Origin of the sequence: Gracilimonas sp. (genome assembly GCF_040218225.1) — a bacterium.
Lineage (GTDB): Bacteria > Bacteroidota > Rhodothermia > Balneolales > Balneolaceae > Gracilimonas.
Genome location: NZ_JAVJQO010000006.1, coordinates 438,820 through 462,516, shown reverse-complemented (window position 1 = coordinate 462,516; position 23,697 = coordinate 438,820). Strand labels below are relative to the sequence as shown.

The window sequence follows — 23,697 nt, the reverse complement described above, 5'->3', positions numbered from 1 at the left end:
GTCAACAGTTTAATTAAAGCGTGGTTTTATCCACGCTTTTTTTATGTTCAAAAGATGCACAAAGTACTTTCTCTTTTTTTGTTGGTTTTCCTCACAGGATGTTCAGCTTCCGAAGTGGTTACCAAAATGGATCATCAATCAAATCCGGACTATACGGCTGTTTATATCATCCACGCTGATGCGAACTATACGTTCCATATGAATGGAAAAAGGTATCAAGCGGATCAGGAAATACTCAGTGAGGCTAAGGCTGTTGGAGAGTCGGCCAGGAGTGGAGAAGTATTCATTTTCCATCAACAACCTGAACGGAAAAGGTTCTTATTTTTTCCCGGAAAAGATCGGGTATGGTATCATTATAAAGGGGGTGAGTTAGTTGGTAAAGGGCAATATTCACCAACAGGAGGCGGTTTTAGCAAAGAAGCGGATTTATATCGCCAAATGACCGGTAATAGTAACACAGGTAGAAAATTGTTCTTTTACTTTGGGCATGAAATGCCGTCAAAGGCTTCTTTTGCATACCATCATTCCCAGCCAGAACATACCTTCAACACCGAAGTTTTCGCAAATGATATTTCAGGTTTCGAAGATAAGTTTGATCTGATGGTACTTTCGACCTGCAATAACGGAAACCCTCTGACCGTAGAAAGATTAACTGGCAAGACTGAGTATCTGGTGGCTTCTCCCCGCAATCTTCATTTATCCTATTTGGATACTCACTCTTTAAATCTGTTGGAAACACTCTCGGATGTTTCCACGAAATCATTAGCTGATTCCATTGCCCGTCATTCCCTTGAGAGATTATCTGAACAGCTTCAGACCATGGTTACGGTAGGTGTTTATGAAATGGACGTAGTTGAAGAATACATGGGTCCGTATGCGGATAGTTATGCTAACTATTTGGGTTCCGTTCAGCAAAAATCACTTTTTACAGATAACGCTGATTGCAACACGCTGGAGATCTTCGAAGGCCAAAGAATCCCGGAAAAGGGAGCAAAGATATACTTCAGTTCAACAGCTTTTGGAAGAGAAGCAGGACTTGAACATCATTCTGCGTGGGGATGTAAGGAATGAAAAATTATATCTAAACCAACCTTCTCATTCAGCACGGGAGGTTGGGTTAATAGAGGTTATAAAGAAAATCCCATCAGTTACTTCAGGCCAGTTAGCTTCAAGTTCAATATAGCCAAATGGCTTGGCCAGCAGACGCTCGTTAAGCCAGGCTCCTTCATTGGGGAGGTTCCTTAGGTTTATGAATGTATTTACCTGATCGGTTTTTCCGAGAAGGTATTCTATACTTCCTGTTGATGAAGAAGAAACAGGTGTAGAGTTAGCGTCAAACCAGCGTCCCCAGCTTCCAGTTAAGCCGGTGAAATTTATGGTATACAATTCTTCTTCAAAGTGCTGGGCAGCTACTTTTCCGGCAGTTTCAAAATTGGCAAAAGAGAAGTCCGGATCTTCCGGCGCGGTAATGCCGCTCATATCTCGTGCAAGGTGGACATTTGCCCCCCACACAATGATTTTTTTTGACGGGTGTAATTCTTCCGCAATCCAAATCAGGTTCTCACCCATTTGTATATCCCTGAGGCCTCCGGATGAATTGGAGGGCCCGCCATTTTTAGCAATCCATCTCCGTTCAGCTTCCTTTTCAATGCTCAGAATCATTTGATTCCAAAACAGATCCATATTTTCGGATTTAATGTCGCCTATCACTTCATCAAAAGTATTCTTCTCTGCTTCGCTGATGGTGATTTGTTGCCATTTATTTGTCACTAAGTCCTGCAGAAGCGATTCAAAAGTTTGCCAATCATTACTTTCTAAATCTATTGAACTGTTACCCAGTACGGATTTTAGATCGTCAACTAATGAAACCGGTGCCAGAGAAAAGAAATCGGAATCCATTCCTTCTACAAACAAACCATGAGTTGGAATTTTTTCGTCCAGCAAATCAATCAATGGAGTAAATTGGCTGGTATTAGTCCAAATAGTATAAATTGAATTATTCAGATTGTCTTTAATATTTCCACCCTGTTGTATGTTCAGCATGGCACGGTGTAAATCATATAAAGGAGATTCGAAGACAATGACTTCAAACCCTTTTTCCTGGATGAGATATTCTATTATTCTCGCTTTAGCCTGAAATACATTTCCTTCGCCATGGGTAGCTTCTCCCAGGGCTACAATCCGGGCATCACCAATCGAATTACCAAGAATTTCAAGATCACTGAAGTCTTTATTTTCGGTGTTAACTGAAACGTATGAGGAGTTATTGATTAGATAATCAATTTGAATTTCTTCTTCGGTGGGAGTGGTAGAAGAGGAGTCACATCCTAAAGAAATTGCACATAGTACAGCCAGTATTAAATATCTGATAATCATTGATTTTTCAGTTTATTAATAAGAAACACCGCGCTTATACGAAGTAATAACAATAAGATTCAAACCAGTTTTATAGGATTGAAATTTCAGGTAGTTACTGCAAATACTTTTCTCTGATAATCTCTTTATGATGCAACTCATGTCCGGCAATGATAAACGGAATGGATCGTACGGTAAACTCCACGCCGCTGGCGGTCCCTTTTAGTGAAATCATTTCTTTGGTCATATTCTGGAAGAGGTGGATGGTTGAGATACGAACTGCTAAATATTCGTTGGCTAAATTGTGAATAGTGCGGCTGTTATAGTTGGAATATTTCACATAATTATCCTGCTCCATAGACGGGAGGGGATTGGGGTCGCGGCGAGAGAAGGAGAGCCCGCGATAGGCAAACACACGTTCGGTTTCAATGATGTGGCCAATGATCTGCTTTACCGTCCATTTACCTTCTTTATAAGCGTGGAATGCTTTGTCGCCGGGAATGGCATTGATGAAGGTGTACATCTCGTGCATCTGGGTGTTCAGCGTTTCTATGATGTTTCCTTTGGGCACATTCGAAACGTAGCCGGCATAGTAATGCGCAAATTCTGAACTTGAAGGGTATTCCTTATCCCAAACTGACATAATTATATCTCCTCATATTGTTAACCAATGTTCATATATAGCAAAAGGAGAAATAAATGCCTAAAAAAAATCCCGCATCTCCATTAGGAAATGCGGGATTAATAATTTTTCAAACCAGATAATTATTCCGGAATAGAATGACTTTCAACAGTAAGCTCAGCGGCTACCTGATCATCAACGTAGGTCACAACTGAGTAAGCATAAGTAACTCCCCCGGCTTTTGTCCAGTCGGAGTATATGCTTTTAGCTTCCTGACGCTGGCCGGTCTGAGGATTCATTTCTGAATAACGGCTCATATAGGGAAGACCGGTTTCCTGATCCAGAAGGAAGGTTACTTTCACCTGGTCATTGGTCATTCTTACAACCGCATAATCTTCTCCGTCCACAGTTTCGTCACCAAGGTATTCAGCCTGAATGTCTTCATGGTTGATAGCGATAGACAAATAATTACGCTTCATTTCATTTAGCATGGGCTTAGCCATTTGTGGCGGAAGCTGGCGCTGTTGACCTGCCATCTGCATAGAGCCGCTGCCATCCTTGAATGTCATGGTCATTTGCCCTTGTGGGGTATTCAGGTTTCTCTCGGTAGAGTAATCCGCAAAGTTGGTAGTGGAAGAGTTTTGTATGTCCATATCACCCATTGGGGTTTTTTGTGTGATCACAGATTTTTCCTGAACAGAAACAACATCGCTGCCTGATTCAATGAGGGCAGCAGCCATTTTATCAAGCCATTCTTGTCCTTTGGCCGCATCTCCGTCAACAACAGGTTCACTTGAACCCGGTTCCGGAATAGAGATGTCTATCTCATTAACATTACCGAATTGCTGTAGCTGATCTCCAATTTCTTCTTTGTTTCCAACTACCATAATTTGAAGATAATCTGGGTTTAGATATTCCTTAGCTACACGCTGAACATCTTCGATGGTTGTGTTTTTAACCCCTTCGATGTAGGCATCAAAAGCATTGCTGGGGAGTCCCTGATAATCATAAGACATTTGTTGGCTAAGTACTTCCTCATAGCTGTCGTATTCAAAAACAGATGAATTCAATATCTGATCTTTGGTATCCTGCAACTCTTTCTGGGTGATGGGTTCGTTCTGAAGTCGTTCAATTTGCTCAATAACAGCAGCGATTGCTTCAGCGGTTGTAGAGCTTTTTGTGGATACCCCTGCGAAGAAAAAGCCGGGATAGAAAGAGTTCATACTATATTGTCCAAAAGCAGAATAAGCGAGTCCCATTTCGGTTCGGATTACCTGCATCAATCGGCCTGAAAAACCACCGCTAAGTACACGGTTCATTACCTGGATTTGAGGATAATCTGGGTTTTCACGCATCCCACCCAAGTGTCCCATCAGTATAAAGCTTTGGTTCACATCCGATTTGTTTGCAAAGTTGATGGTGCTTTGGGGTTCGTAATTCACAGCCGGGAAGTCAAGTGAGGTTTCTTCTCCGGAGGGAATATTGCTAAATGCTTCTTCCAGTTTTTGCTTCATCTCTGAAGCATCAAAATCACCTACAACTCCGACCATCATGTTTTCGGCTACAAAATGGTTTTTATGAAAGTTGATGATGTCTTCCCGGGTAATGTTATTGATGGTCTCATATTCGGTAGTGCGGGCGTAGACAGACTCAGGTCCGTAAATCAGCTTTTGGAATTCCCGAACGCCCACGCTTTGTGAGTTATCGTTTCGCCGGGATATACTACTCTTGGTCTGCGTTTTTGCAAGTTCAATCTTGTCATCAGGAAAAGCAGGATTGGTAAGAAGATCTATAAAAATAGGAAGCATTCCCTCAAAGTCTTCTTTAAGTACGTTCATCCAGGCGCTGCCAGAAGTAAACCCGATTCCGGTTTCAATACTCGCGGCTTTATTCTCAAGCAGAACGTTTAAGGAATCAGCTGAAATTGATTCAGTTCCACCCGAACGGATTACGGTCCCGGTAATGGAAGCCAGGCCTTCTTTGTCGGCAGGTACTAAAACGCCACCGGCTTTTATGTTCACGCGCAGTTCAATGAGCGGAAGCTCGGTGTCTTCCAGTAAATAATAGGTGATTCCATTATCGGCAGTGTAGGTTTCTACCTCAGGAACCTGAAAACTGTTCAGTTCCGGGTATTTTATCTTGTCGTACTTCTTTTGTGCGTAAAGCGCTGAGCTTGTTAGCATCAAAGCCAGGCACAAAAGGCTTATTCTTTTCATCGTTGTCATCATTTTTCCAGGATACATTCTTTTTGAAATTCGATTATTGATTCGCATCTGCAACCTCCTTGGCCGGAGCATTCACAATGGAACCCACCGTTCGGTTTTCTTTAACTAAATATTTCTTGGCTACGCGCTGAATATCTTCAACTGTCACTGCTTCAAGGTCTTCGAGGTTGGTAAATACTTTTCTCCAGTCACCTTGTAATGATTGGGCCTGACCAAGTCTAACAGCAAGGCCAGAATTGGAATCAAGGCCACGAATCAAACCTGCTCGTGCGTTTGTTCGAACACGGTCAAGTTCTTCCTGGCTAATTTCTCCATTCTTGATCTTACCCAGTTCTTCATAAATTGCTGTTTCTAAAGTATCGGTATCGTAGCCTCGGTTCGGAACCGCAAGTAATGCAAACATGGACTCATATTTGGTTCCGGGAACGCCATTCAGGTTTTGAAAACCAAGCGCTACCTGTTCTTTTTCGACCAGTCGTTTGTATAGCTTGGAAGTACGACCACCCACTAAGATATTGCTCAGCAGATTGAGTGCATTATGATCAGGGTGCTGGTCATTAACCGTATGATATCCCAATAGCAGAAAAGGCTGAGACTGTTGCTCAATGGAGAACCTTTTTTCAGCAATTTGTTCAGGTTCTTCCGTATAGATGGGCGGAGGGGTAGGTCCCTTCTTTAGTCGTCCAAAATAAGTTTCAGCAAGATCTCTCACTTCATCCGGATCAACATCACCTGCAATAGCTATGGTAATATTGTTGGGCACGTAATAAGTCTCATAAAACTTTCGGGCATCTTCCATGGTCGTTGCAGTGATGTCGGAATGCCATCCAATATTGGGAGTGCCATAAGGGTGAGCTTTATAAGCGGTGGTCAGAAACGCCTCATACAGTTTCCCAACAGGACTTGACTCATAGCTTGACCGGCGTTCTTCCCGGACAACTTCTTTCTCTTTGTAGAATTCACGGAATACAGGATTCAGGAAACGATCAGATTCGAGGCTGAACCAAAGCTCTATCCGATTTTCCGGTAAACTGTAATAATAATTGGTTCGGTCGGCACTGGTTGTAGCGTTCATTCCAGTTCCTCCATTGCGGTTTACTATTTCCGAAAACTCATTGTTTACCACATACTGAGCGGCTTCTTCCTGGAGGGATTCAAATTCAGACCATAATTTGTTCAGTTTGGCTGAATCAGGAGCAGTGGAATATTTTTCTTCCAGCCATTTCTGATAAGTGGCGTCCAGCTCCTGGAGTACTTTCTTTTCTTTTTTCCAGTTGTTGGTGCCTACGTAATGAGTGCCTTTAAAAGCCATATGCTCAAAAACATGAGCAAGTCCCGATTGTCCAAGTGGATTATCTACACCCCCAACATTTACATAAGTAGCAAAGCTGACAACGGGTGCAACCGGCCGCTCTACAACAACAAACGTAAGTCCGTTATCGAGAGTAAATTCTGTTACCTTTTCTTCAAACTCCTCAAGATACTGTGCCTGTACACCCGAAAACGAAAAGGCGAGGACGAGCATCAGTATAGAGGTTGCTATAGTTTTCTCTGTTATTTTCATTAGACCAAAACAATTAGTGAATAGTGATTAGATATCCAAAAGATGATGTTTTAACTACTATTTAGCAAATGAAGGAGAGAATTCTTTTAGAGGTAAACCATCTTTAGATGACATGCTTTCATTATCGTTTCGGGAAAGCTCTAGTACATACGAGACATGGGAAGGATTGTAATATCTTTTCTGAAAATAGACTTTCTTATTTCCCGTGGTTCTGGAACAGCGGTCTATTTCGAGGACAGCAGACTCCGGAGCAATACCAAGATGTTTGGCGATATAATCATCTGCATTTTTTGCTGTGATTCTGTAGCTGCCCCCTTGTATGGGGATTTCATATTTATCTTCCAGCACATCATAAATGGTTTGGGTTGTTAAATCTTCATCAAATAAAAGCTGGCCATAACCCGGCGGCAACCAGGTTATATCAAAAGCTACCGGGTTCCCGTTGGCGAACCGAATTCGGTCAATCCTGATGAGCTTCATATCAGGGCGTAATTGCAGGATTTCATTTACTTCTTTGATCGGCTCTACTTTATCAAGAGAAATAAGACCGGAACTGCTTTTCAATCCGGCTTTCTTCATATCCTCAGAAAAATCGGTTAGCTGAACCAGCCCGCTATTCAATGTGGTATCAGCAACAAAAGCGCCAAGCCCCTGCTTACGATATATCAACCGCTCATTTTCCAGGGTTTGCAACGCATGCCGAACGGTAACACGACTTACTTTGAAATAATCACATAGTCTTTTTTCAGAGGGAAGCTGATCACCCGGTTCATACTCCGTTCCGGTAATTTCATTCCTGAGCTTGGCAGCTACTTTTTCATGCTTTGAATTAAAATCGGACATAATGTATTCATGAGTTACAAATGAGGGAAGAAATATACTTGTTATAACATGTTGTAACAAATACAATATGCTTCCTATCATTGACACGAATCAAAAAGACATTCATCAAAACATATTTTAATGACAGAATTCATCACTCAACCTATACCATGGTATGTGGCTGGTCCGCTCATTGGGTTAATGCTTCCGCTGCTATGGGTTATTGGAAATAAAACCTTTGGAATTTCTTCCAGCTTCAGGCATGCCTGTGCCTCTATGGTTCCCTCAAAAGTAGAGTATTTCAACTACGACTGGATCAAAGAAGGATCGTGGAATCTGAAGTTAGTGGCAGGAGTTTTAATTGGAGGTGTAATTGCAGGATTCACGAATGCTCCGGATTATGCAGTTCAGATTTCAGAAGCAACAAAATCAGAGTTGACGGAATTGGGAATAAGTAACTTCACCAGCCTGATACCCCTTGAGGTTTTTAACTGGTCAAATATTATAAGTCCGGCTGGTTTTGTACTCATGATTCTGGGCGGATTCATGGTAGGTTTTGGAGCCCGGTACGCCGGAGGTTGCACATCGGGACATGCAATTACCGGATTGGCTACCCTGCAGAAAGCTTCTCTGATTGCCGTAATCGGATTTTTTGTAGGCGGGTTGATCACTACCTATGCCATTCTGCCACTCATTTTAAATTAAGCAGGTAATTATGAGATTTATTTTATCAGGAATTGTATTTGGGTTTATTTTGGTGAAATCGGAAGTAGTTTCCTGGTTCAGAATTCAGGAAATGTTTCGTTTCGATTCCATTCACATGTACGGCATTATCGGCTTGGCTGTGGTTGTTGGAATGATTGCCACCTTAATGATTAAGAAATGGAACGTGAAGGATGTAAACGGAGATCCGATAACCATCAAAGAAAAAGATAATTCTAAAACTAAAAACTACATCATAGGCGGAACGATATTTGGCCTTGGCTGGGGGCTCACCGGTGCTTGTCCGGGCCCTATGTATGCTTTGATAGGGAGCGGATATTTAATATTTCTGATCCCAACCTTAAGTGCTATCTTTGGCGCATTAGCGTACGGATACCTGAAACCAAATCTGCCTCACTAACTAATACTAAGCTTTATGTTTTTTCAGCAAATATTTGAAGAGAAATTAGCACAATACGCCTACCTGATTGGGTGCCAGGCTACAGGCGAAGCCATTGTTATTGATCCCATGCGTGATGTGGATCGCTACAAGGAACTGGCTATCAAAAACAATTTGAAATTAGTAGCCGCAGCAGAAACGCATATTCATGCCGACTATTTATCCGGTTTAAGGGAACTTGCGGAGCAGGGCCTCAAAGTTTATGCCTCTGATGAGGGAGATAAAGACTGGAAATATGAGTGGCTGGCCGGAAGTGATTATGATTATCAGTTACTCAAGGACGGTGATGAGTTTTCCATTGGAAATATCAAATTCACTACAGTTTACAGTCCAGGACATACCCCTGAGCATGTAAGCTATTTAGTTACTGATGGAGCGGCTACGGACGAGCCTATGGGAATTCTGTCTGGCGACTTTGTTTTTGTAGGTGATGTTGGCCGGCCTGATTTACTGGAATCAGCTGCAGGTCAGAAAGGAGCCATGAAAAGCTCGGCAAAGGTTCTTTATCAATCCTTACAAAAGTTTAAAGAGATGCCGGAGTATTTGCAGCTTTGGCCGGGACATGGTGCCGGAAGTGCTTGCGGAAAAGCATTGGGGGCCGTACCGGAATCAACTGTGGGATATGAGCAGCGCTTTAATGGTTCAATCCGCGCAGCTATAAGTGAGCAGGAGTTTCTGGACTACATTCTGGAAGGTCAGCCGGAGCCACCCTTATACTTCGCACGAATGAAAAGGGATAATAAAAAAGGCCCGAAAGTGCTGGGAGAAATCCCTCATCCCGAGCACATTTCTATTGAGAAAATGATTGGAGACGTTCGTTTGAGTAATGCGGTCATTGTAGATACCCGCAACCGAACACAGTTTATGAACAGGCACATTCAGGGAGCCTTGCTATCCCCAATGAACAAGCAGTTCAACACTATTGCAGGTTCTTATGTGAATGAGGATGAAGATATCTACCTGATCATTGAACAGGATAAGGTTGAAGAAGCTGTTAAGGATCTGGTTCGAATAGGCCTTGATAACATAAAAGGATATGCTACGCCGGAACAGCTTCAGGAATTTGCTGAAAAAGGCGGCGAGCTTTTTACCACAGAGACTATCGACTTTGAGAAAGCGGAAGAGTATCTGGCTGCCGGAGCGGCAAACCTGCTGGATGTTCGGAAGAAATCAGAATACGATGAAGGGCATCATCCTGAAGCGATGAATATTGCACATACCCGACTGTTAGATCGTCTTGAAGAAGTTCCCAAAGACAAACCTATAATGGTTCATTGTAAATCGGGAGCAAGAGCATCGGCTGCATCAGCTATGCTGGAGCGGGCAGACTTTGCCGTGAAATACATCGATGATATGGTTGAGCCTTGGTTAGAGAATAATAACTGGACAACTGCAGAGGTTAAATAATGTGGTTAGCCTGGTGCGGGGCTTTACTTATTGGAATCTCATTGGGCTTGCTCGGTTCGGGAGGCTCTATTCTCACGGTACCGGTATTAATTTATCTGGTTGGTGAACCCGAGAAGCTGGCTATAGCTGAATCGCTGGGCATTGTCGCCGCAATCAGTTTTGTGGGCTCATTGCCGTATGTTATTAAAAAGGAAGTTCACTGGATTAGCCTGGTTTTCTTTGGAATTCCCGGTATGATCGGCACCTATGGCGGAGCTTCTCTTTCCCAGTATATCTCAGGCAACACCCAGCTAATGATTTTTGCTGCAGTAATGATCATTGCTGCCTATATGATGGTTCGGGAAAAAGCCAAAAACCCTACTCAGAAAACCCCTTCGATTCCAAAATGGATTTTGATGATCGAAGGACTGGTTGTCGGGGTTTTGACAGGCTTGGTTGGTGTTGGCGGCGGCTTTTTGATTATACCCGCTCTTGTACTTATTGGCGGGCTTTCGATGAGAGTTGCCGTTGGAACAAGTTTGCTGATTATCACCCTGAAAAGCATCCTTGGGTTTTATAAGTACATCGACGTTTTAAGACTGGAAGGATTTGAGATGAACTGGCATCTGATAGGTGTATTCAGTCTGATTGGAATAGCCGGTAGTTTTGTAGGAAACAAGATCAGCCAGAAAGTTCCTCAGAAGCAGCTTAAAACAGGTTTTGGGTATTTTCTGATGGTGATGGGTGCTTACATTATTTACTCGAGCTTTTAATCTATATTTAAATAATTTATGAAAACTATTATCACAATTATCGCAGTATTGGCTCTTGCATCAGTACTTTTCTTTGCCTTCAATTCAAAAAAAGGTGGTTCAGCAAGTTCGACCCTGAACCCTGAATCTTTCAAGCAAAAGCATCAGGAAACTCCCGGAGTGGTTATTGATGTTCGAACAAAAGATGAGTTCAACAGCGGTCACCTTGCATTAGCAACCCATAACTTTGATGTGCTAAACGGAGAATTTCAATCTAAGCTGGATAGTTTGGATAAAAGTAAAACCTATTACTTGTACTGCCGGTCAGGTAACCGAAGCGGACAAGCTACCAAGCTCATGAAAGAACAGGGTTTCGAAAACGTGTTTAACATTGGTGGTTTCGGTTCTCTGGCAAATTCCGGATTGGAAGTGGAATAGCTAACTCAAACTTAGCTCGATTCATAAAGGGTGAGAAAAATGTCTAAAAGTTTTGGGGTCACCCCTGCGCAGGCAGGGATGATATCAAAACTCAGGCTAACTCAATTCTTTATACCTGAAGCAATCTGTTGTATGATCCATGACCAGCCCACAAGCCTGCATATGCGCATACATAATGGTGCTTCCGGTGAATTTGAATCCACGCTTTTTAAGATCCTTGGCCAGGGCATCTGACTCTTTAGTGGTGGCTGGTGCTTCTTTCAGGTTTTTCCAGTGATTGATGATCGGTTTACCACCCACAAAATTCCAGATATACTCATCAAAACAGCCGAATTCTTTTTGAATTTCAAGGAACTTCTGAGCATTGGTTACCGCAGATTGAACTTTAAGCTTATTTCGGATAATGCCCTCAAATTGGAGCAATTCCTGTATTTTCTTTTCGTCAAAGCGAGCTACTTTCTCAACATCAAAACCAGCAAAGGCTTTACGGTAGCCATCGCGTCTTTTCAAGATGGTTGACCAGCTTAAGCCGGCTTGTGCACCTTCCAGAATCAAAAACTCAAAGTGTGTTTTATCATCATGTACCGGAACGCCCCATTCCTCATCATGATATTTTTTGTACTCTTCAAATTGTTCTTCAGCCCATTCACAGCGTTTTACACTCATTCGATGTATATTTAGTGTTCAGTTAAGTTTTTAGAAATTATATAAAGACTTTATTTATTTCTACCTTAACTATTTAATCACTCACACACTCATTTCAAACTAAAATTTATTCATGTTCTGGAAAGAAACTGTCAGTAATCTTGCTGAAAGCAGCGGGATCAGCCAAAGCCTTTCGAAAAGAGTTATTAACCTTACGGAAATACTGGAGGAAATTGCTGCCGGACAACACGGCGAAGATTTTGTAAAACAGCTTGGTAAACTTCCTCTTGAAAGTGCGAAAGCACTGGATAAGGGTGATGAAGAGGCGCTCAAATCTCTTCAAAAAGAAGTAAGTGGATTATCGCTGGATGAAATCAAAGAGATTCTGCGAATGTACACGACTTTCTTCCACTTGGTAAATTCGTTGGAACAGTATGAAATAAGCAGAGTGAACCGAAGCCGGGAGTTTGAAGAAACACCAGAGTCGCCCCGAAAAGAAAGTATTGCCGAATCGGTTTACCGGATGAAAGAAGCGGGCTATAGTTATGAAGAAGCGCTGGATGTATTTCATCAAATGGATATTCAGCCAACCATTACCGCCCATCCTACGGAAGCGCGCAGAAGAAGCGTGTTACTGAAGCAGCAAGAGCTGGCTTCTATGATTTCGCGACTAGGCGATAGTGATATTACACCAGACGAAAAAATTGATCTGCGACGTGAGATTCTGAATGTGCTGAATCTATTGTTGTTGACGGATGAAGTACGCTCGGAGCGTTTATCAGTTGAGGATGAGGTTGAAAACGGTCTGTTCTATTTTACTCATTCTATCTGGGATTCTATTCCGGTGCTATACCGCGATATTCGTCAGGCTTTTGATACTTATTACAATAAGCGACCGGAAGTGCCTATTGTACTGAAATACCGTTCCTGGATTGGAAGCGATCGCGATGGAAATCCAAATGTAACGTCCAGCGTAACCTGGGAAACGGTGATTCAGCAGCGGCGAACGGTATTGAGCATGTATCTGAAAGATCTGAATGAATTGAGAAGATATTTGAGTGTGTCGAATAAGCAGGGGAAGGTTTCGGATGCACTAAAGAAATCGCTCAAGGAAGACGAGAAAGAATTTCCAATTTCTGAACGGATTAAAAGACGATATACCCATGAGTTGTATCGCCGTAAGGTGGTTCATATTATGGAGAAGGTTCAGTATCTGCTGGATGCCTTATCCGGTGATAAAAAAGATATTCTGGAGAAATCTCAGAAATATACGGCACCCGAATTTATTGCTGACCTGGAATTGATCAAAGAAAGTTTGGTTGAGAACGGGTTGCCCGGACTCTCACAACAGGGCAAATTGCAGGATATGATTATCCGTGCCAAAACATTCGGATTTCATTTAAGCGCACTGGATATTCGTCAGCATAGCGGTTTGCATGAAGAGACAGTAACGGAATTGCTTTCACAGGCAAACGTGCTGGATAATTATGGGGAGCTTAGCGAAGATCAAAAGATTGAAACGCTGGTTCAGGAATTATCGAATCCTCGTCCGCTGAGTCCTGTTAAAAGCTCACGATCTGAAGTGGCAAGTAGGGTAATGACCGTTTTCGAGGAAATCAGCGATATGCTTGCTCTGAATCCGGACACTTTTGGCAGCTACATCATTAGTATGACTCATGGAATCAGTGACATGATGGAGGTGATGCTGATTGCTAAAGAGGTAGGGTTATGGACCCTCACAAAAGGAGAAGTGGATAGCAAACTGGACGTTGTTCCTCTTTTTGAAACCATAGAAGATCTGGAGAAAAGTGCAGACCTTATGGGGCAGATGTATGAGCATGACTTGTTTTCAAAGCATTTAAAATCACGTGATAACTTCCAGGAAATAATGCTTGGCTATTCCGATAGTAACAAAGATGGAGGTTACTGGATGGCCAACTGGGCGTTGAATAAAGCCCAATACGAACTGGGAACGGTGTGTCGAAAATATGACATTGATTTTCGTCTGTTCCATGGCCGTGGCGGAACGGTAGGCCGTGGAGGAGGTCAGTCAAATCAAGCGATCGTAGCCATGCCAGCTGTTGCCAACAACGGGCGAATCCGATTTACTGAACAGGGAGAAGTGATATCCTTTAGATACATGCTTTCCTCCATCACACATCGCCACCTTGAGCAGATTGTTAATGCAATGACAAAAGTAACCATGGCTCAATACTCTGAGTCGCCCGGTTACTTATCTGGTAAGGATGAAGAACGTGAAATCATAGAAACACTTGCTGAAACTTCCATGAAAGCATACCGGGATCTTATTGATGATTCCGAATTCTGGGACTGGTATTCAGGCATCACTCCAATTGAGCATATTGGGAAATTACCCATTGCCTCCCGTCCGGTTTCACGGGGATCTTCAGATTCTATGACTTTTGATACCTTGAGAGCTATTCCATGGGTATTCGCGTGGACACAGGTTCGCTATAACACCCCGGGCTGGTATGGAATCGGAGAAGGATTGGAAGCTGCTAAAAAGAATAATGATGACGCTCTGGAAATCCTGAAGAAGTGGAATAAAGAATGGACCTTTTTCAGAACCGTGCTGAATAATTCGCAGCGGGAAATGGCACGAACACATTTGCCAACTTCGGATTTATACAATAATGAACCATCGAAATTTCATGAACTTTTGATCAAAAATTTCGAAAGAGCAGAAGATTGGATTACTTCTATAACCGGTTATGATAATATCCTTGACCATAATAAAGTGATTCAGAATTCAATATTATTTAGAAATCCATTTACATATCCGCTCAATATTATACAGGCAGATCTGTTATCAAGATGGAAAAAAGCGGACGGACAAGAACAAAAAGAGGCACTGACAGAAGTTTTATTCCTGAATATAAATGGAATTGCCGCTGCCATGCAGAGTACCGGTTAGAGATTACTGAAATATTAATTAACGTCCGGCGCTCTGTTATTTAACTCGAAACGTGTTATTTTAAAACCATGATGAACGAGATAATTTCAAGCACAAATATCACAGTAAAACCAACGGAACAAAGCCGTATTCATGAGGTTGATTTTAATAACCTTGTGTTTGGTCGAAAGTTCTCTGATCACATGTTCGAAATGCATTTTTCAGAGGATAAATGGCACGAACCGGTGATTAAACCCTTTGGTACTTTTGAAGTTACACCTGCCACCAATGTGTTTCATTACGGGCAAGCTGTTTTTGAAGGGATGAAAGCTTTCTACGTGGATGAAAATACGGTAAACATTTATCGTCCTGAAACCCATCATGAGCGGTTTAATCATTCTTGCCGCAGAATGTGCATACCTGAGACCAGTTATGAAACGTTCATCGATGCGCTTGAAACCCTTATTCGTTTAGATCATCAGTGGATTCCAAAGAAGAACGGTACCTCACTTTATATTCGTCCGTTTATCTTTGCATCCGATAATCTTCTGGCAGCACGCTCATCCGATAAGTTCACTTATCAGATTATTACCTCACCGGTAGGAGCTTATTACGCAGAAGGATTCAACCCCGTATCGCTCACTACATCTGAAAAGTATGTACGCGCTGTTGTTGGGGGGACCGGAAATGTTAAAACCGCTGGTAATTATGCAGCCAGTTTCCTCCCCGCAAAAAAAGCGAAAGAGCAAGGGTACACTCAGGTGCTTTGGTTAGATGCTAAGGAGCAAAAGTACATTGAGGAAGTGGGGACGATGAATATCCATTTCCTGATTGGTGATACTTTGATTACTCCTGCACTCAACGGATCAATTTTACCGGGCGTTACCCGTCGTTCGGTTATTGCCCTGGCAAGAGAATGGGGGCTTAATGTCGAAGAGCGCAAGATTTCTCTTGAAGAAGTTTTTGCTGCCAACGAAGATGGAAGCCTGAAAGAAATTTTTGGATCCGGTACGGCAGCGGTTGTGTCTCCGGTTGGATTAATTGAACACAATGGTAAAACTATAGAACTGGATAGAGAAAAGCCCGGTGCATTTGCACAAAAATGCTTTGATGAGATTACCGATATTCAATATGGCCGTAAAGAAGATAAGTTCGGCTGGGTGCATCCGGTAAGTATTTAAAATGAATATCGACTGGCTTAAAATTTTAGCGGTCGGCTCCGGTGGATTTATTGGAGCATCAGGCCGCTATTTTCTTTCCTTATTAGCTCAGTCTCAGTTTCCGGAAAGTAAATTCCCGTATGGCACAGTTCTGGTAAATCTCTTAGGATGTTTGGCTATAGGATTCTTAGCGGGTCTGTTTGAATTAAAATCCTGGGCAAACCCTGAATTCAGACTCTTCATATTTGTAGGGATATTAGGCGGATTTACAACTTTCTCCACATTCTCCCATGAAACATTCTTGCTGTGGGGAAATGGCAAATTACTGTTGAGCTTTTTAAATCTGGGGCTGCAGGTAGTGTTAGGTCTGTTTTTTGTATGGTTGGGGTATCAGCTAATCAGATTTTTCTAATACCCCTTCTCTCGATCTACTTCGAACATCAACTCCATTCCAGATAAGGCCCTTTTATAATTCTCAACAATTACTTCGGCAGCTTCCCTTGCCGGAGTTATGGCTGCGATATGAGGGGTGATCATAATATTTTCCCGATTCCAAAAAGGATGGTTTTCGGGCAGGGGCTCTGTTACAAAAACATCCAGACAAGCTCCTTCTAATTGTTCAGTGTCCAACGCATAAATCAGGTCTTCTTCTACCAGATGGGTCCCTCTTCCGACATTAATCAGGTAACCCGGATTCTTTAGCTGTTTGAATAGTTCGAGATCAAGAATTCCATCGGTTTCATCTGTTAGTGGAAGCAGGTTAATTAAGATCTTAGTTTCTTGGAGAAAATCACTTAGTTCCTCTTTTCCGGCAAATGACTGTAGTCCATCTATGCTCTTTCTGGATCTGGACCAGCTATTTACTTTATATCCATGTTGTAACAATAATGTTGCAACAGAGGTGCCCATCTCGCCTAAACCCATTATACCTATTGGGGCATGCTTTTTAGGTATAGAGCTGTGAGGCTCCCATTTTCCTGTTCTCTTTTGATCTGTGTATTTCGATATATGTAGCCGATAATTGGTAATAGCATTCAGTATGTATTCGGCCATTTGATCCTTAAGTGAACCTGTAATCAGCCTGCAGATTTTGGCATTTTCCGGAAGAGCTTCATCATCTAGTAAGTGATTGACTCCGGCTCCCAGCGAGGATACGGCTCTGAGGTTTGGGTAACTGTCTAATACATGTTTTGGATGATTCCAGCAAACGGCAAAATTAACCCGTTCTTTATTTTCTACCCGCGGCCAGATTTCAACATCCAGGTTGGGATCTTTTTCCAAGAGGGCTTTTTTCAGGGAAGATAAATCCCGGTTTTTAGCTATTAATAATAAAGACATAATCTCCTAAACTTTTCATCTTTTAAGATAGGGATTAGGAAGGACAAGGATAAGTTACTTTTGATCTAAAAACTCTTTGTACAGCTCAACCAATTCACTCATCATCATTGCTGTGGCACCCCAGAGTGGAACGCGGTAAATATTCCAGAAAGGAACATGATAGGGTGTTCCGCGAAGGCTCCATTCTTCCTCAATAAGATTATGCTCAGCAACCAGATCAGAAAACGAAACAGTAATAATCTCGTCGACTTCATTGGGGTTTGGAGTAAATGTTTGCTCTTCCTTTAGAAAAGCAATGACCGGGGTAACCATGTTATCAGAATGCCCGACATAAAGAGGTGTGAGTCGTCCTGAAATTTCAACATGCTGCGTATGGAGCCCAATTTCTTCCTGCGCTTCACGGAGAGCGGTTTCTTCGATGGTTTCATCTCCCTCTTTACCACCTCCGGGAAAACTTAACTGACCGCCATGATTAATAGATTCTGTTCTAAGGGTTAGTAAAACTTCCAGTTCATCTTTCCAGCCAATAAAAGGGACTAATACGCTGCTGTTTCTAAAATCATCATTCGCTGGTTCATAGTGTGTTTTATTTGCCCTCCCATTTTTAGGATAAGGAGCCATTATTTTTTGGGCATCACGGCCCGGGAGCTTATTTGTTAATCGCCTATTTAGAAAGTGTTGAAATGCTGACATGAATATAATTTTAAGTGCCTAACATAATAGAGCAGATTAGCATTTCAAAGAAATAGTCACTGTAGCTTTGAATGAATTTTTATATAATGAAAAATGATGAAAAAGATACTGCTTACATCGTTGATTTTCCTATATCTCTCCCAAATTGGGTATAGTCAGCTTAAAGTAGATTCATTGGAGCCAGAGAATAAGATTTTGGCTAAAAATGCCGTCTTTTTTGAGTTTTTGGGTAGTGCAGGGATTTACTCATTCAATTACGAACGGGTTTTTGAAAATAAATTATCTCTCAGAGCAGGATTAAGTTATCTCCCTGATGATGGTTTTCTGGTAGGGCATCGTGTTTCCATTCCTGTTACTTCATCCTACTTAATTTCAACAGATAAAGATTCCCATATTGAGCTCGGCCTTGGGAGTACATTTGCTTTTGATAGCGACCTGATATTTGGACTGGGGCCTTTAGCAGGGTTTAGAGAGCAAGATCTAATTGAAGGTGGTGGATATTTCAGAATTACATTAACTCCGGTTTTTGCTGTGACTGACAGGGATGAGTTTCTTAGTTTTTTGGGAGGTATTTCTTTCGGTGCCAGTTTCTAAACTTGCACATCAATCTTCTTAATAGTGCTTGCTGCTAAAGTAGTCATTTTGGAATAGTTCGTTTTCAAAGCTTATCTCATGTCCGTACTTTTAGGGTTCTGAAAAATTTGTTATTGAGTCACAAAATAATCCATGAGTAAAAAATATAATGTATATGGCATTGGAAATGCCTTAGTCGATTTAGAGTTTAAAGTTACCCCGCAATTTCTTCAGGAACATGAAGTTCAAAAAGGCCTGATGACCCTGGTGGATGAAGAAACGCAACACCGCCTGATCGGTGCAATAGATCATCAGAAAACAGAACGGAAATCGGGAGGGTCAGCAGCAAACACCGTGATTGCTGTAAGTCAGTTTGGTGGAAATGCGTTCTATTCTTGCAAAGTAGCATCCGATGAATTCGGCGACTTTTATCTCAGGGATATGGAAGACGCAGGCATTCCAACAAATTTTGACCGACAGGAACGGGAAAATGGAATCACCGGGAAATGCCTCGTCATGATAACCGAAGATGCCGATCGTACTATGAATACGTTTCTGGGGATTTCATCCGGGCTTTCTACCAATGAAGTGGATGAACAGGCAATAAAAGATTCAGAATATGTATATCTGGAAGGGTATTTGGTTGCTGCTGAAGACGGACTTGCAGCCATGAAGCACACAAAGAAAATTGCCGAAGACCATCAGGTGAAAACAGCTATTACACTTTCCGACCCTTCTATTGTTCATGCTTTTAAAGGCAAGTTCAAAGAAGTAATTGGAGCATCTGTTGATTTATTATTCTGTAATGAAGATGAAGCCAAAACATTCACGGGCAAAGATAACCTTTTGGAAGCCCGGGAAGACCTGAAACAAGAGGCTAAAAGATTTGTCATTACTCAGGGTAAGAACGGAGCGATGATTTTTGACGGGGATACTTTTATTGATATTGAGCCTTATGAGGTAAGCGCTGTGGACAGCAACGGTGCCGGAGATATGTTTGCCGGAGCATTTTTGTATGGCATTACAAATAACCTGGGATTTGCGAACTCAGGAAAACTGGCAAGTTTAGCTGGCTCAAAAATTGTATCTCAATATGGGCCCAGGCTTAAATGGCATGAAGTTCAGGAAATTTTGCATAAGCTTAAATAGGATTTAAAAGATATGACGGGAATAGAATTTTTAGGATGGGCCGGATTTGGAATTTTAGTCGCAGCCTGGATTCCGCAAACCTGGGATACCATCAAAGCGGGAAGTACCTCAATGAATCTTGCGTTTATCATTATGTATTTCACATCAAGCCTGATGCTTACTATTTACTCAGTGCTGATTGATGACACGGTTTTTACAGCACTCAATGGACTGTTAACGCTGGGAAGCGGAATCAATATGTATTTTAAAATCTTTCCGAGGAACATAGAGTGAAGCTAAATAAGCTTGTTATTGCATCCCAAAACCCGCATAAGATTGATGAAATGCAGCAAATTCTGAGGCCACTCGGAATACAGGTACTTTCAACTAAAGATTTTCCAGAACTTGAAGAAGTCGTTGAAGACCAATCAACGCTACAGGGAAACGCGCTTAAAAAAGCCCGTTATGTGGCAAAAAAAACACGATTACCGGCACTTTCAGATGATACAGGTCTTGAAGTAGACGCTTTGAACGGAAAGCCGGGAGTTTATTCGGCAAGGTATGCGGGAGAGCATGCCAGCTATCAGAATAACGTGGATAAGCTATTGAAGGAACTCGAAGGCATTTCGAACCGAAAAGCGCAGTTCAGAACAGTAGTAGCTCTGATTAATGGCGAAGAAGAGAACGCATTTGAAGGTATTTGTCCCGGACATATCACAACCGAAGAAAAGGGAGAAAAAGGTTTTGGCTATGATCCTATTTTTCAGCCTGAAGGGTTTGACCAAACCTTTGCTGAACTTGACAGCAGCATAAAAAACGATATATCTCACAGAGGTAAGGCGGTTCAAAAGTTTGTAGATTTTTTGAAGAGATGAAAGAAATAGCGAATATGCAGGGGTAGTATTCATGTGAGCTGATTAAACACCACTTAATTTTGAAATCATGTTAAATAGAAAAGAATTTATAAAGGCGACAGCTCTGAGCTTGTTACCGGTAAATTTTTTAAAGCCAGGTCAAAGATCAGTTCAAATCGGGAAAAAACCTGTGGTTATTTCAACCTGGAAAACCGGTATAAATGCCAATAACGCTGCGTGGGAAGTTTTAGCAAAAGGGGGTTATGCGCTAGATGCAGTTGAAGCCGGCGTAAAAGTAGAAGAAGCAAATCCTAAAAATAACACGGTTGGTTATGGGGGGCGACCCGATCGGGATGGCAACGTAACTCTTGATGCCTGCGTGATGAATGAAAAAGGGGAGTGCGGCTCAGTCGCTTTCTTAGAGAACATCAAGCACCCCGTATCAGTAGCTCGTAAAGTAATGACCGAGACTCCCCATGCTATGCTTGTAGGAAGTGGAGCCAAAAAATTTGCTCTGGCTCATGGGTTCGAGGAAGAAAATTTACTAACACAAAAGTCCGAGGAAGACTGGAAGAAATGGCTTGAGACTTCCGAGTACAAGCTTGAAGTGAACATTGAAAATCATGATACCATCGGGATGCTTGCGCTGGACCAAAATGGACGGCTTTGTGGCGCGTGTACAACCAGTGGAGCTGCATATAAAATGCAGGGACGTGTTGGTGATTCCCCGATCATTGGCGCGGGATTATTTATTGATCCCAAAGTGGGTGGAGCTGTTGCCACCGGGGCCGGTGAAGAAGTAATTAAAACAGCTGGAAGCCACCTGATTGTAGAAATGATGAGGGCTGGTCACTCTCCTGAAGCTGCATGTAAAGTCGCTATTGAACGTATTATAGAAAGGAATTCATCGAATAATAAAGATACACAGGTTGGTTATATCGCTTTAAATAACGAAGGAGTATTTGGTGGGTATAGTATTGTTAAAGGCTTTGATATTTCTGTCTGCAATGAAGATGGAAACAGGGTAGAAGCTATAACCCATCTGATCTGATATCTATGGAATTCTCCATAATCGATTATATCGTAATTGTCATTTACCTGATTGGGGTTGCAGTTCTTGGGCTCAAGTCGTCGGGTAAACAAACATCCAATAAAGACTATTTTCTGGGCGGTGATGGGATTCCTTGGTGGGCTGTGTTATTCTCTATCGTTGCTACCGAAACCAGCACGCTTACATTTATTAGTATTCCGGCAGTAGCTTATGGAGGAAACCTCACTTTTCTGCAAATTACGGTTGGGTATGTAATAGGAAGGATTGGAGTAGCACTGTTTTTTCTGCCAAAGTATTACGAAGGTGAACTTTTTACAGCTTATACCTTTCTGGAGAACAGATTTGGAGCCGGAATGAGAAATGCTGCCAGCTCCACCTTCATGATTACGCGTTTGCTTGCAGATGGAGTCCGCTTATTTGCGACCGCTATACCACTGGCAATCATACTGCGGCTGGGCGGAGCCTTCGCTGGCTGGGGAGATCTTGAGCTATACATTCTTTCTATTTGTGTGATTACCGCAATTACGCTGGTTTACACATTCTTTGGAGGTATCAAAGCAGTGGTGTGGATGGATTTTGTACAAATGATCGTATACATCGGTGGTGCTTTTATTGCCTTGGGAGTGTTACTTGGAAACCTGCCTGCAGGATTTGAACTGCCCAATGAAAAGCTACAACTGATTGATCTTGGTTTTGACATGAGCTTTAAAGAGTTTATCGCTCAGCCTTACACTCTGATTACAGCTATCGTGGGAGGGGCCGTTTTCTCACTGGCTTCTCATGGAACCGACCAGTTGTTGGTGCAGCGTGTGCTGGCAACACGAAATCTCAAGTCCGGACAAAAAGCAATGATTTGGAGTGGCATTTTAGCTATGCTTCAATTTACTCTTTTTATGGGGATTGGGCTCTTGCTTTTTGTATTCTACGAAGGGATGTCGGCTGCAGAGATGGGTTTGGCTACTACCGATGAAGTATTTGCCAAATTCATTGTAGAACAGCTACCGGTGGGTGTATCGGGGCTTATTGTCGCTGCTCTGTTTGCGGCGGCTATGAGCAGCCTGAGCTCTTCTCTGAACTCTTTAGCTTCATCAACCACCTACGATTTGTACAAACCTTATTTCGGGAAGGGTAATACGGAAGCCGAAGATCTATCCATGTCCCGAAAGATCACTATGGGCTGGGGTGTAATTCTAACGGCATCTGCTATTTTCTTTGCCATTCTGCAGCTTCAGGGCGGGGAACGCCCGGCCATTGTAGAACTCGGCTTGGGTATTGCGTCTTATACTTATGGTGGATTATTGGGTGCATTTCTGTTGGGGATGTTTTTCAAAAGACCTGATAAGACAGATGCCATGATTGGGTTTTTCTCTGGCTTAATTACTTTGCTATTTATGGTTCAGGGGCCTATTCAGGATATCTTACCAGGCGATGGGCTTGCTATTGCCTGGCCGTTGTATACATTAGTGGGTTCTTTAGTTGTAGTACTTATAGGGTCATTGTCAGCAATAATAAGGGGTACAGGAAATGAATAAACATGAGGAAATTATTACACGGCTTTATACAGGTCTTAAAAATCTGGATGCTGAAATGATGCTCAGCTGTTATCATGAGGAAGCCACCTTTCAGGACCCGGTTTTTCAACTTCATTCCAAAAAAGAAATTGACGGAATGTGGACCATGCTCTGTAGCCGGGCAAAAGAATTTGAACTGACTTTTGACTTCGTCCAGGCCGATGAATCAACTGGCTCAGCACATATAGAAGCCAGGTACTTATTTTCGTCAACCGGCCGAAAAGTGCACAACAAAATTGATGCGAATATCCGATTTAAGGACGGATTGATTATCGAGCATAAAGATACCTTTAACTTCTGGAGATGGAGCAGATATGCTCTGGGATTGCCGGGGTATTTACTTGGCTGGACTTCATTCCTGCAAAGAAAAGTTCAAAAAGAAGCCATGAAAAACCTGAGAGTATTCATGAACCGCCAGTAAAATATAGCGAATGTTTTCACGGG

At 42.3% G+C, this 23,697-nt stretch carries 24 protein-coding genes; 16 read left to right on the top strand and 8 right to left on the bottom strand.

The features are described from left to right. The first annotated feature begins 54 nt into the window (after nt 1-54). Nucleotides 55-1,071: a hypothetical protein gene (locus RIB15_RS09320; RefSeq protein WP_350201877.1), complete on the top strand. Its 1,017-nt coding sequence runs from the start codon at nt 55-57 to the stop codon at nt 1,069-1,071. 24 nt (nt 1,072-1,095) lie between these two features. Here the strand turns inward: RIB15_RS09320 and RIB15_RS09315 are convergent, their stop codons facing one another. The 5 genes from RIB15_RS09315 to RIB15_RS09295 form a co-directional block, all read right to left on the bottom strand. After that, nucleotides 1,096-2,376, bottom strand: coding sequence for an erythromycin esterase family protein (locus tag RIB15_RS09315; protein ID WP_350201876.1), 1,281 nt, complete (start codon nt 2,374-2,376; stop codon nt 1,096-1,098). Nucleotides 2,377-2,470: 94 nt separating this feature from the next. Continuing rightward, nucleotides 2,471-2,998, bottom strand: coding sequence for a DinB family protein (locus tag RIB15_RS09310; protein ID WP_350201875.1), 528 nt, complete (start codon nt 2,996-2,998; stop codon nt 2,471-2,473). Between the two features lie 122 nt (nt 2,999-3,120). Further along, on the bottom strand, nt 3,121-5,193 hold the full coding sequence (locus tag RIB15_RS09305) for a M16 family metallopeptidase (RefSeq protein ID WP_350201874.1): 2,073 nt from the start codon (nt 5,191-5,193) through the stop codon (nt 3,121-3,123). Between the two features lie 43 nt (nt 5,194-5,236). Continuing rightward, nucleotides 5,237-6,727 (bottom strand): M16 family metallopeptidase, encoded by a 1,491-nt coding sequence (locus RIB15_RS09300; protein WP_350201873.1) that lies wholly within the window; start codon nt 6,725-6,727, stop codon nt 5,237-5,239. A gap of 96 nt (nt 6,728-6,823) precedes the next feature. Next, the gene (locus RIB15_RS09295; RefSeq protein ID WP_350201872.1) at nt 6,824-7,609 is read right to left on the bottom strand and encodes a GntR family transcriptional regulator; all 786 of its coding nucleotides are present in this window, start codon (nt 7,607-7,609) and stop codon (nt 6,824-6,826) included. A 120-nt stretch (nt 7,610-7,729) separates the two neighbouring features. Between RIB15_RS09295 and RIB15_RS09290 the strand changes: the two genes are divergently transcribed. Genes RIB15_RS09290 through RIB15_RS09270 form a run of 5 tightly spaced genes read left to right on the top strand, consistent with a single transcriptional unit; the run spans nt 7,730 to nt 11,326 of the window. Beyond that, entirely contained in the window at nt 7,730-8,293 is a 564-nt protein-coding gene (locus tag RIB15_RS09290; RefSeq protein ID WP_350201871.1) for a YeeE/YedE family protein, read from the top strand. 10 nt (nt 8,294-8,303) lie between these two features. Next, complete coding sequence (locus tag RIB15_RS09285; protein WP_350201870.1) at nt 8,304-8,711, top strand: DUF6691 family protein; 408 nt, start codon at nt 8,304-8,306, stop codon at nt 8,709-8,711. A 15-nt stretch (nt 8,712-8,726) separates the two neighbouring features. Continuing rightward, nucleotides 8,727-10,157 (top strand): rhodanese-like domain-containing protein, encoded by a 1,431-nt coding sequence (locus RIB15_RS09280; protein WP_350201869.1) that lies wholly within the window; start codon nt 8,727-8,729, stop codon nt 10,155-10,157. Continuing rightward, nucleotides 10,157-10,909, top strand: a complete 753-nt coding sequence (locus RIB15_RS09275) for a sulfite exporter TauE/SafE family protein (protein WP_350201868.1) — start codon at nt 10,157-10,159, stop codon at nt 10,907-10,909. The genes RIB15_RS09280 and RIB15_RS09275 overlap by 1 nt, the downstream gene beginning before the upstream one ends. Before the next feature lie 18 nt (nt 10,910-10,927). Then, nucleotides 10,928-11,326 (top strand): rhodanese-like domain-containing protein, encoded by a 399-nt coding sequence (locus RIB15_RS09270; protein ID WP_350201867.1) that lies wholly within the window; start codon nt 10,928-10,930, stop codon nt 11,324-11,326. A 96-nt stretch (nt 11,327-11,422) separates the two neighbouring features. Here the strand turns inward: RIB15_RS09270 and RIB15_RS09265 are convergent, their stop codons facing one another. Next, on the bottom strand, nt 11,423-11,992 hold the full coding sequence (locus RIB15_RS09265; RefSeq protein WP_350201866.1) for a DNA-3-methyladenine glycosylase I: 570 nt from the start codon (nt 11,990-11,992) through the stop codon (nt 11,423-11,425). A 112-nt stretch (nt 11,993-12,104) separates the two neighbouring features. Here RIB15_RS09265 and ppc point away from each other — a divergent pair, with 112 nt between their 5' ends. The 3 genes from ppc (at nt 12,105) to crcB (ending at nt 16,457) form a co-directional block, all read left to right on the top strand. Then, entirely contained in the window at nt 12,105-14,906 is a 2,802-nt protein-coding gene (ppc, locus tag RIB15_RS09260; RefSeq protein ID WP_350201865.1) for a phosphoenolpyruvate carboxylase, read from the top strand. Between the two features lie 68 nt (nt 14,907-14,974). Beyond that, nucleotides 14,975-16,066 (top strand): branched-chain amino acid aminotransferase, encoded by a 1,092-nt coding sequence (locus tag RIB15_RS09255; protein WP_350201864.1) that lies wholly within the window; start codon nt 14,975-14,977, stop codon nt 16,064-16,066. Nucleotide 16,067: 1 nt separating this feature from the next. Then, nucleotides 16,068-16,457 carry a fluoride efflux transporter CrcB gene (crcB, locus tag RIB15_RS09250; protein ID WP_350201863.1) on the top strand — a complete coding sequence of 130 codons (390 nt, stop codon included), beginning with the start codon at nt 16,068-16,070 and terminating at the stop codon, nt 16,455-16,457. On the opposite strand, the gene RIB15_RS09245 is transcribed toward crcB, so the two are convergent. Beyond that, nucleotides 16,454-17,383, bottom strand: coding sequence for a 2-hydroxyacid dehydrogenase (locus RIB15_RS09245; RefSeq protein ID WP_350201862.1), 930 nt, complete (start codon nt 17,381-17,383; stop codon nt 16,454-16,456). The genes crcB and RIB15_RS09245 overlap by 4 nt on opposite strands. A gap of 54 nt (nt 17,384-17,437) precedes the next feature. Beyond that, nucleotides 17,438-18,076, bottom strand: a complete 639-nt coding sequence (locus RIB15_RS09240; RefSeq protein ID WP_350201861.1) for an NUDIX hydrolase — start codon at nt 18,074-18,076, stop codon at nt 17,438-17,440. 93 nt (nt 18,077-18,169) lie between these two features. On the opposite strand from RIB15_RS09240, the gene RIB15_RS09235 reads away from it, so the two are divergent. The 7 genes from RIB15_RS09235 (at nt 18,170) to RIB15_RS09205 (ending at nt 23,674) form a co-directional block, all read left to right on the top strand. After that, on the top strand, nt 18,170-18,670 hold the full coding sequence (locus RIB15_RS09235; RefSeq protein WP_350201860.1) for a hypothetical protein: 501 nt from the start codon (nt 18,170-18,172) through the stop codon (nt 18,668-18,670). Nucleotides 18,671-18,802: 132 nt separating this feature from the next. Then, complete coding sequence (locus RIB15_RS09230; protein WP_350201859.1) at nt 18,803-19,798, top strand: adenosine kinase; 996 nt, start codon at nt 18,803-18,805, stop codon at nt 19,796-19,798. A 12-nt stretch (nt 19,799-19,810) separates the two neighbouring features. Beyond that, nucleotides 19,811-20,071, top strand: a complete 261-nt coding sequence (locus tag RIB15_RS09225; protein WP_350201858.1) for a PQ-loop domain-containing transporter — start codon at nt 19,811-19,813, stop codon at nt 20,069-20,071. Continuing rightward, a complete protein-coding gene (rdgB, locus tag RIB15_RS09220; RefSeq protein WP_350201857.1) occupies nt 20,068-20,652 on the top strand; it encodes an RdgB/HAM1 family non-canonical purine NTP pyrophosphatase in 585 nt (194 codons plus the stop codon). Before RIB15_RS09225 ends, rdgB begins: the two co-directional genes overlap by 4 nt. 67 nt (nt 20,653-20,719) lie before the next feature. Beyond that, the gene (locus RIB15_RS09215; RefSeq protein WP_350201856.1) at nt 20,720-21,682 is read left to right on the top strand and encodes an isoaspartyl peptidase/L-asparaginase family protein; all 963 of its coding nucleotides are present in this window, start codon (nt 20,720-20,722) and stop codon (nt 21,680-21,682) included. Between the two features lie 5 nt (nt 21,683-21,687). Further along, on the top strand, nt 21,688-23,214 hold the full coding sequence (locus RIB15_RS09210) for a sodium:solute symporter (protein WP_350201855.1): 1,527 nt from the start codon (nt 21,688-21,690) through the stop codon (nt 23,212-23,214). Next, nucleotides 23,207-23,674 (top strand): nuclear transport factor 2 family protein, encoded by a 468-nt coding sequence (locus RIB15_RS09205; RefSeq protein WP_350201854.1) that lies wholly within the window; start codon nt 23,207-23,209, stop codon nt 23,672-23,674. The genes RIB15_RS09210 and RIB15_RS09205 overlap by 8 nt, the downstream gene beginning before the upstream one ends. Nucleotides 23,675-23,697 lie beyond the last annotated feature (23 nt).

What these genes read in the sequence shown, in the direction of transcription:
- RIB15_RS09320 (WP_350201877.1), top strand. Translation starts at nt 55, where the DNA reads ATGCACAAAGTACTTTCTCTTTTTTTGTTGGTTTTCCTCACAGGATGT.
- RIB15_RS09315 (WP_350201876.1), bottom strand. Translation starts at nt 2,376, where the DNA reads ATGATTATCAGATATTTAATACTGGCTGTACTATGTGCAATTTCTTTA.
- RIB15_RS09310 (WP_350201875.1), bottom strand. Translation starts at nt 2,998, where the DNA reads ATGTCAGTTTGGGATAAGGAATACCCTTCAAGTTCAGAATTTGCGCAT.
- RIB15_RS09305 (WP_350201874.1), bottom strand. Translation starts at nt 5,193, where the DNA reads ATGAAAAGAATAAGCCTTTTGTGCCTGGCTTTGATGCTAACAAGCTCA.
- RIB15_RS09300 (WP_350201873.1), bottom strand. Translation starts at nt 6,727, where the DNA reads ATGCTCGTCCTCGCCTTTTCGTTTTCGGGTGTACAGGCACAGTATCTT.
- RIB15_RS09295 (WP_350201872.1), bottom strand. Translation starts at nt 7,609, where the DNA reads ATGTCCGATTTTAATTCAAAGCATGAAAAAGTAGCTGCCAAGCTCAGG.
- RIB15_RS09290 (WP_350201871.1), top strand. Translation starts at nt 7,730, where the DNA reads ATGACAGAATTCATCACTCAACCTATACCATGGTATGTGGCTGGTCCG.
- RIB15_RS09285 (WP_350201870.1), top strand. Translation starts at nt 8,304, where the DNA reads ATGAGATTTATTTTATCAGGAATTGTATTTGGGTTTATTTTGGTGAAA.
- RIB15_RS09280 (WP_350201869.1), top strand. Translation starts at nt 8,727, where the DNA reads ATGTTTTTTCAGCAAATATTTGAAGAGAAATTAGCACAATACGCCTAC.
- RIB15_RS09275 (WP_350201868.1), top strand. Translation starts at nt 10,157, where the DNA reads ATGTGGTTAGCCTGGTGCGGGGCTTTACTTATTGGAATCTCATTGGGC.
- RIB15_RS09270 (WP_350201867.1), top strand. Translation starts at nt 10,928, where the DNA reads ATGAAAACTATTATCACAATTATCGCAGTATTGGCTCTTGCATCAGTA.
- RIB15_RS09265 (WP_350201866.1), bottom strand. Translation starts at nt 11,992, where the DNA reads ATGAGTGTAAAACGCTGTGAATGGGCTGAAGAACAATTTGAAGAGTAC.
- ppc (WP_350201865.1), top strand. Translation starts at nt 12,105, where the DNA reads ATGTTCTGGAAAGAAACTGTCAGTAATCTTGCTGAAAGCAGCGGGATC.
- RIB15_RS09255 (WP_350201864.1), top strand. Translation starts at nt 14,975, where the DNA reads ATGATGAACGAGATAATTTCAAGCACAAATATCACAGTAAAACCAACG.
- crcB (WP_350201863.1), top strand. Translation starts at nt 16,068, where the DNA reads ATGAATATCGACTGGCTTAAAATTTTAGCGGTCGGCTCCGGTGGATTT.
- RIB15_RS09245 (WP_350201862.1), bottom strand. Translation starts at nt 17,383, where the DNA reads ATGTCTTTATTATTAATAGCTAAAAACCGGGATTTATCTTCCCTGAAA.
- RIB15_RS09240 (WP_350201861.1), bottom strand. Translation starts at nt 18,076, where the DNA reads ATGTCAGCATTTCAACACTTTCTAAATAGGCGATTAACAAATAAGCTC.
- RIB15_RS09235 (WP_350201860.1), top strand. Translation starts at nt 18,170, where the DNA reads ATGATGAAAAAGATACTGCTTACATCGTTGATTTTCCTATATCTCTCC.
- RIB15_RS09230 (WP_350201859.1), top strand. Translation starts at nt 18,803, where the DNA reads ATGAGTAAAAAATATAATGTATATGGCATTGGAAATGCCTTAGTCGAT.
- RIB15_RS09225 (WP_350201858.1), top strand. Translation starts at nt 19,811, where the DNA reads ATGACGGGAATAGAATTTTTAGGATGGGCCGGATTTGGAATTTTAGTC.
- RIB15_RS09215 (WP_350201856.1), top strand. Translation starts at nt 20,720, where the DNA reads ATGTTAAATAGAAAAGAATTTATAAAGGCGACAGCTCTGAGCTTGTTA.
- RIB15_RS09210 (WP_350201855.1), top strand. Translation starts at nt 21,688, where the DNA reads ATGGAATTCTCCATAATCGATTATATCGTAATTGTCATTTACCTGATT.
- RIB15_RS09205 (WP_350201854.1), top strand. Translation starts at nt 23,207, where the DNA reads ATGAATAAACATGAGGAAATTATTACACGGCTTTATACAGGTCTTAAA.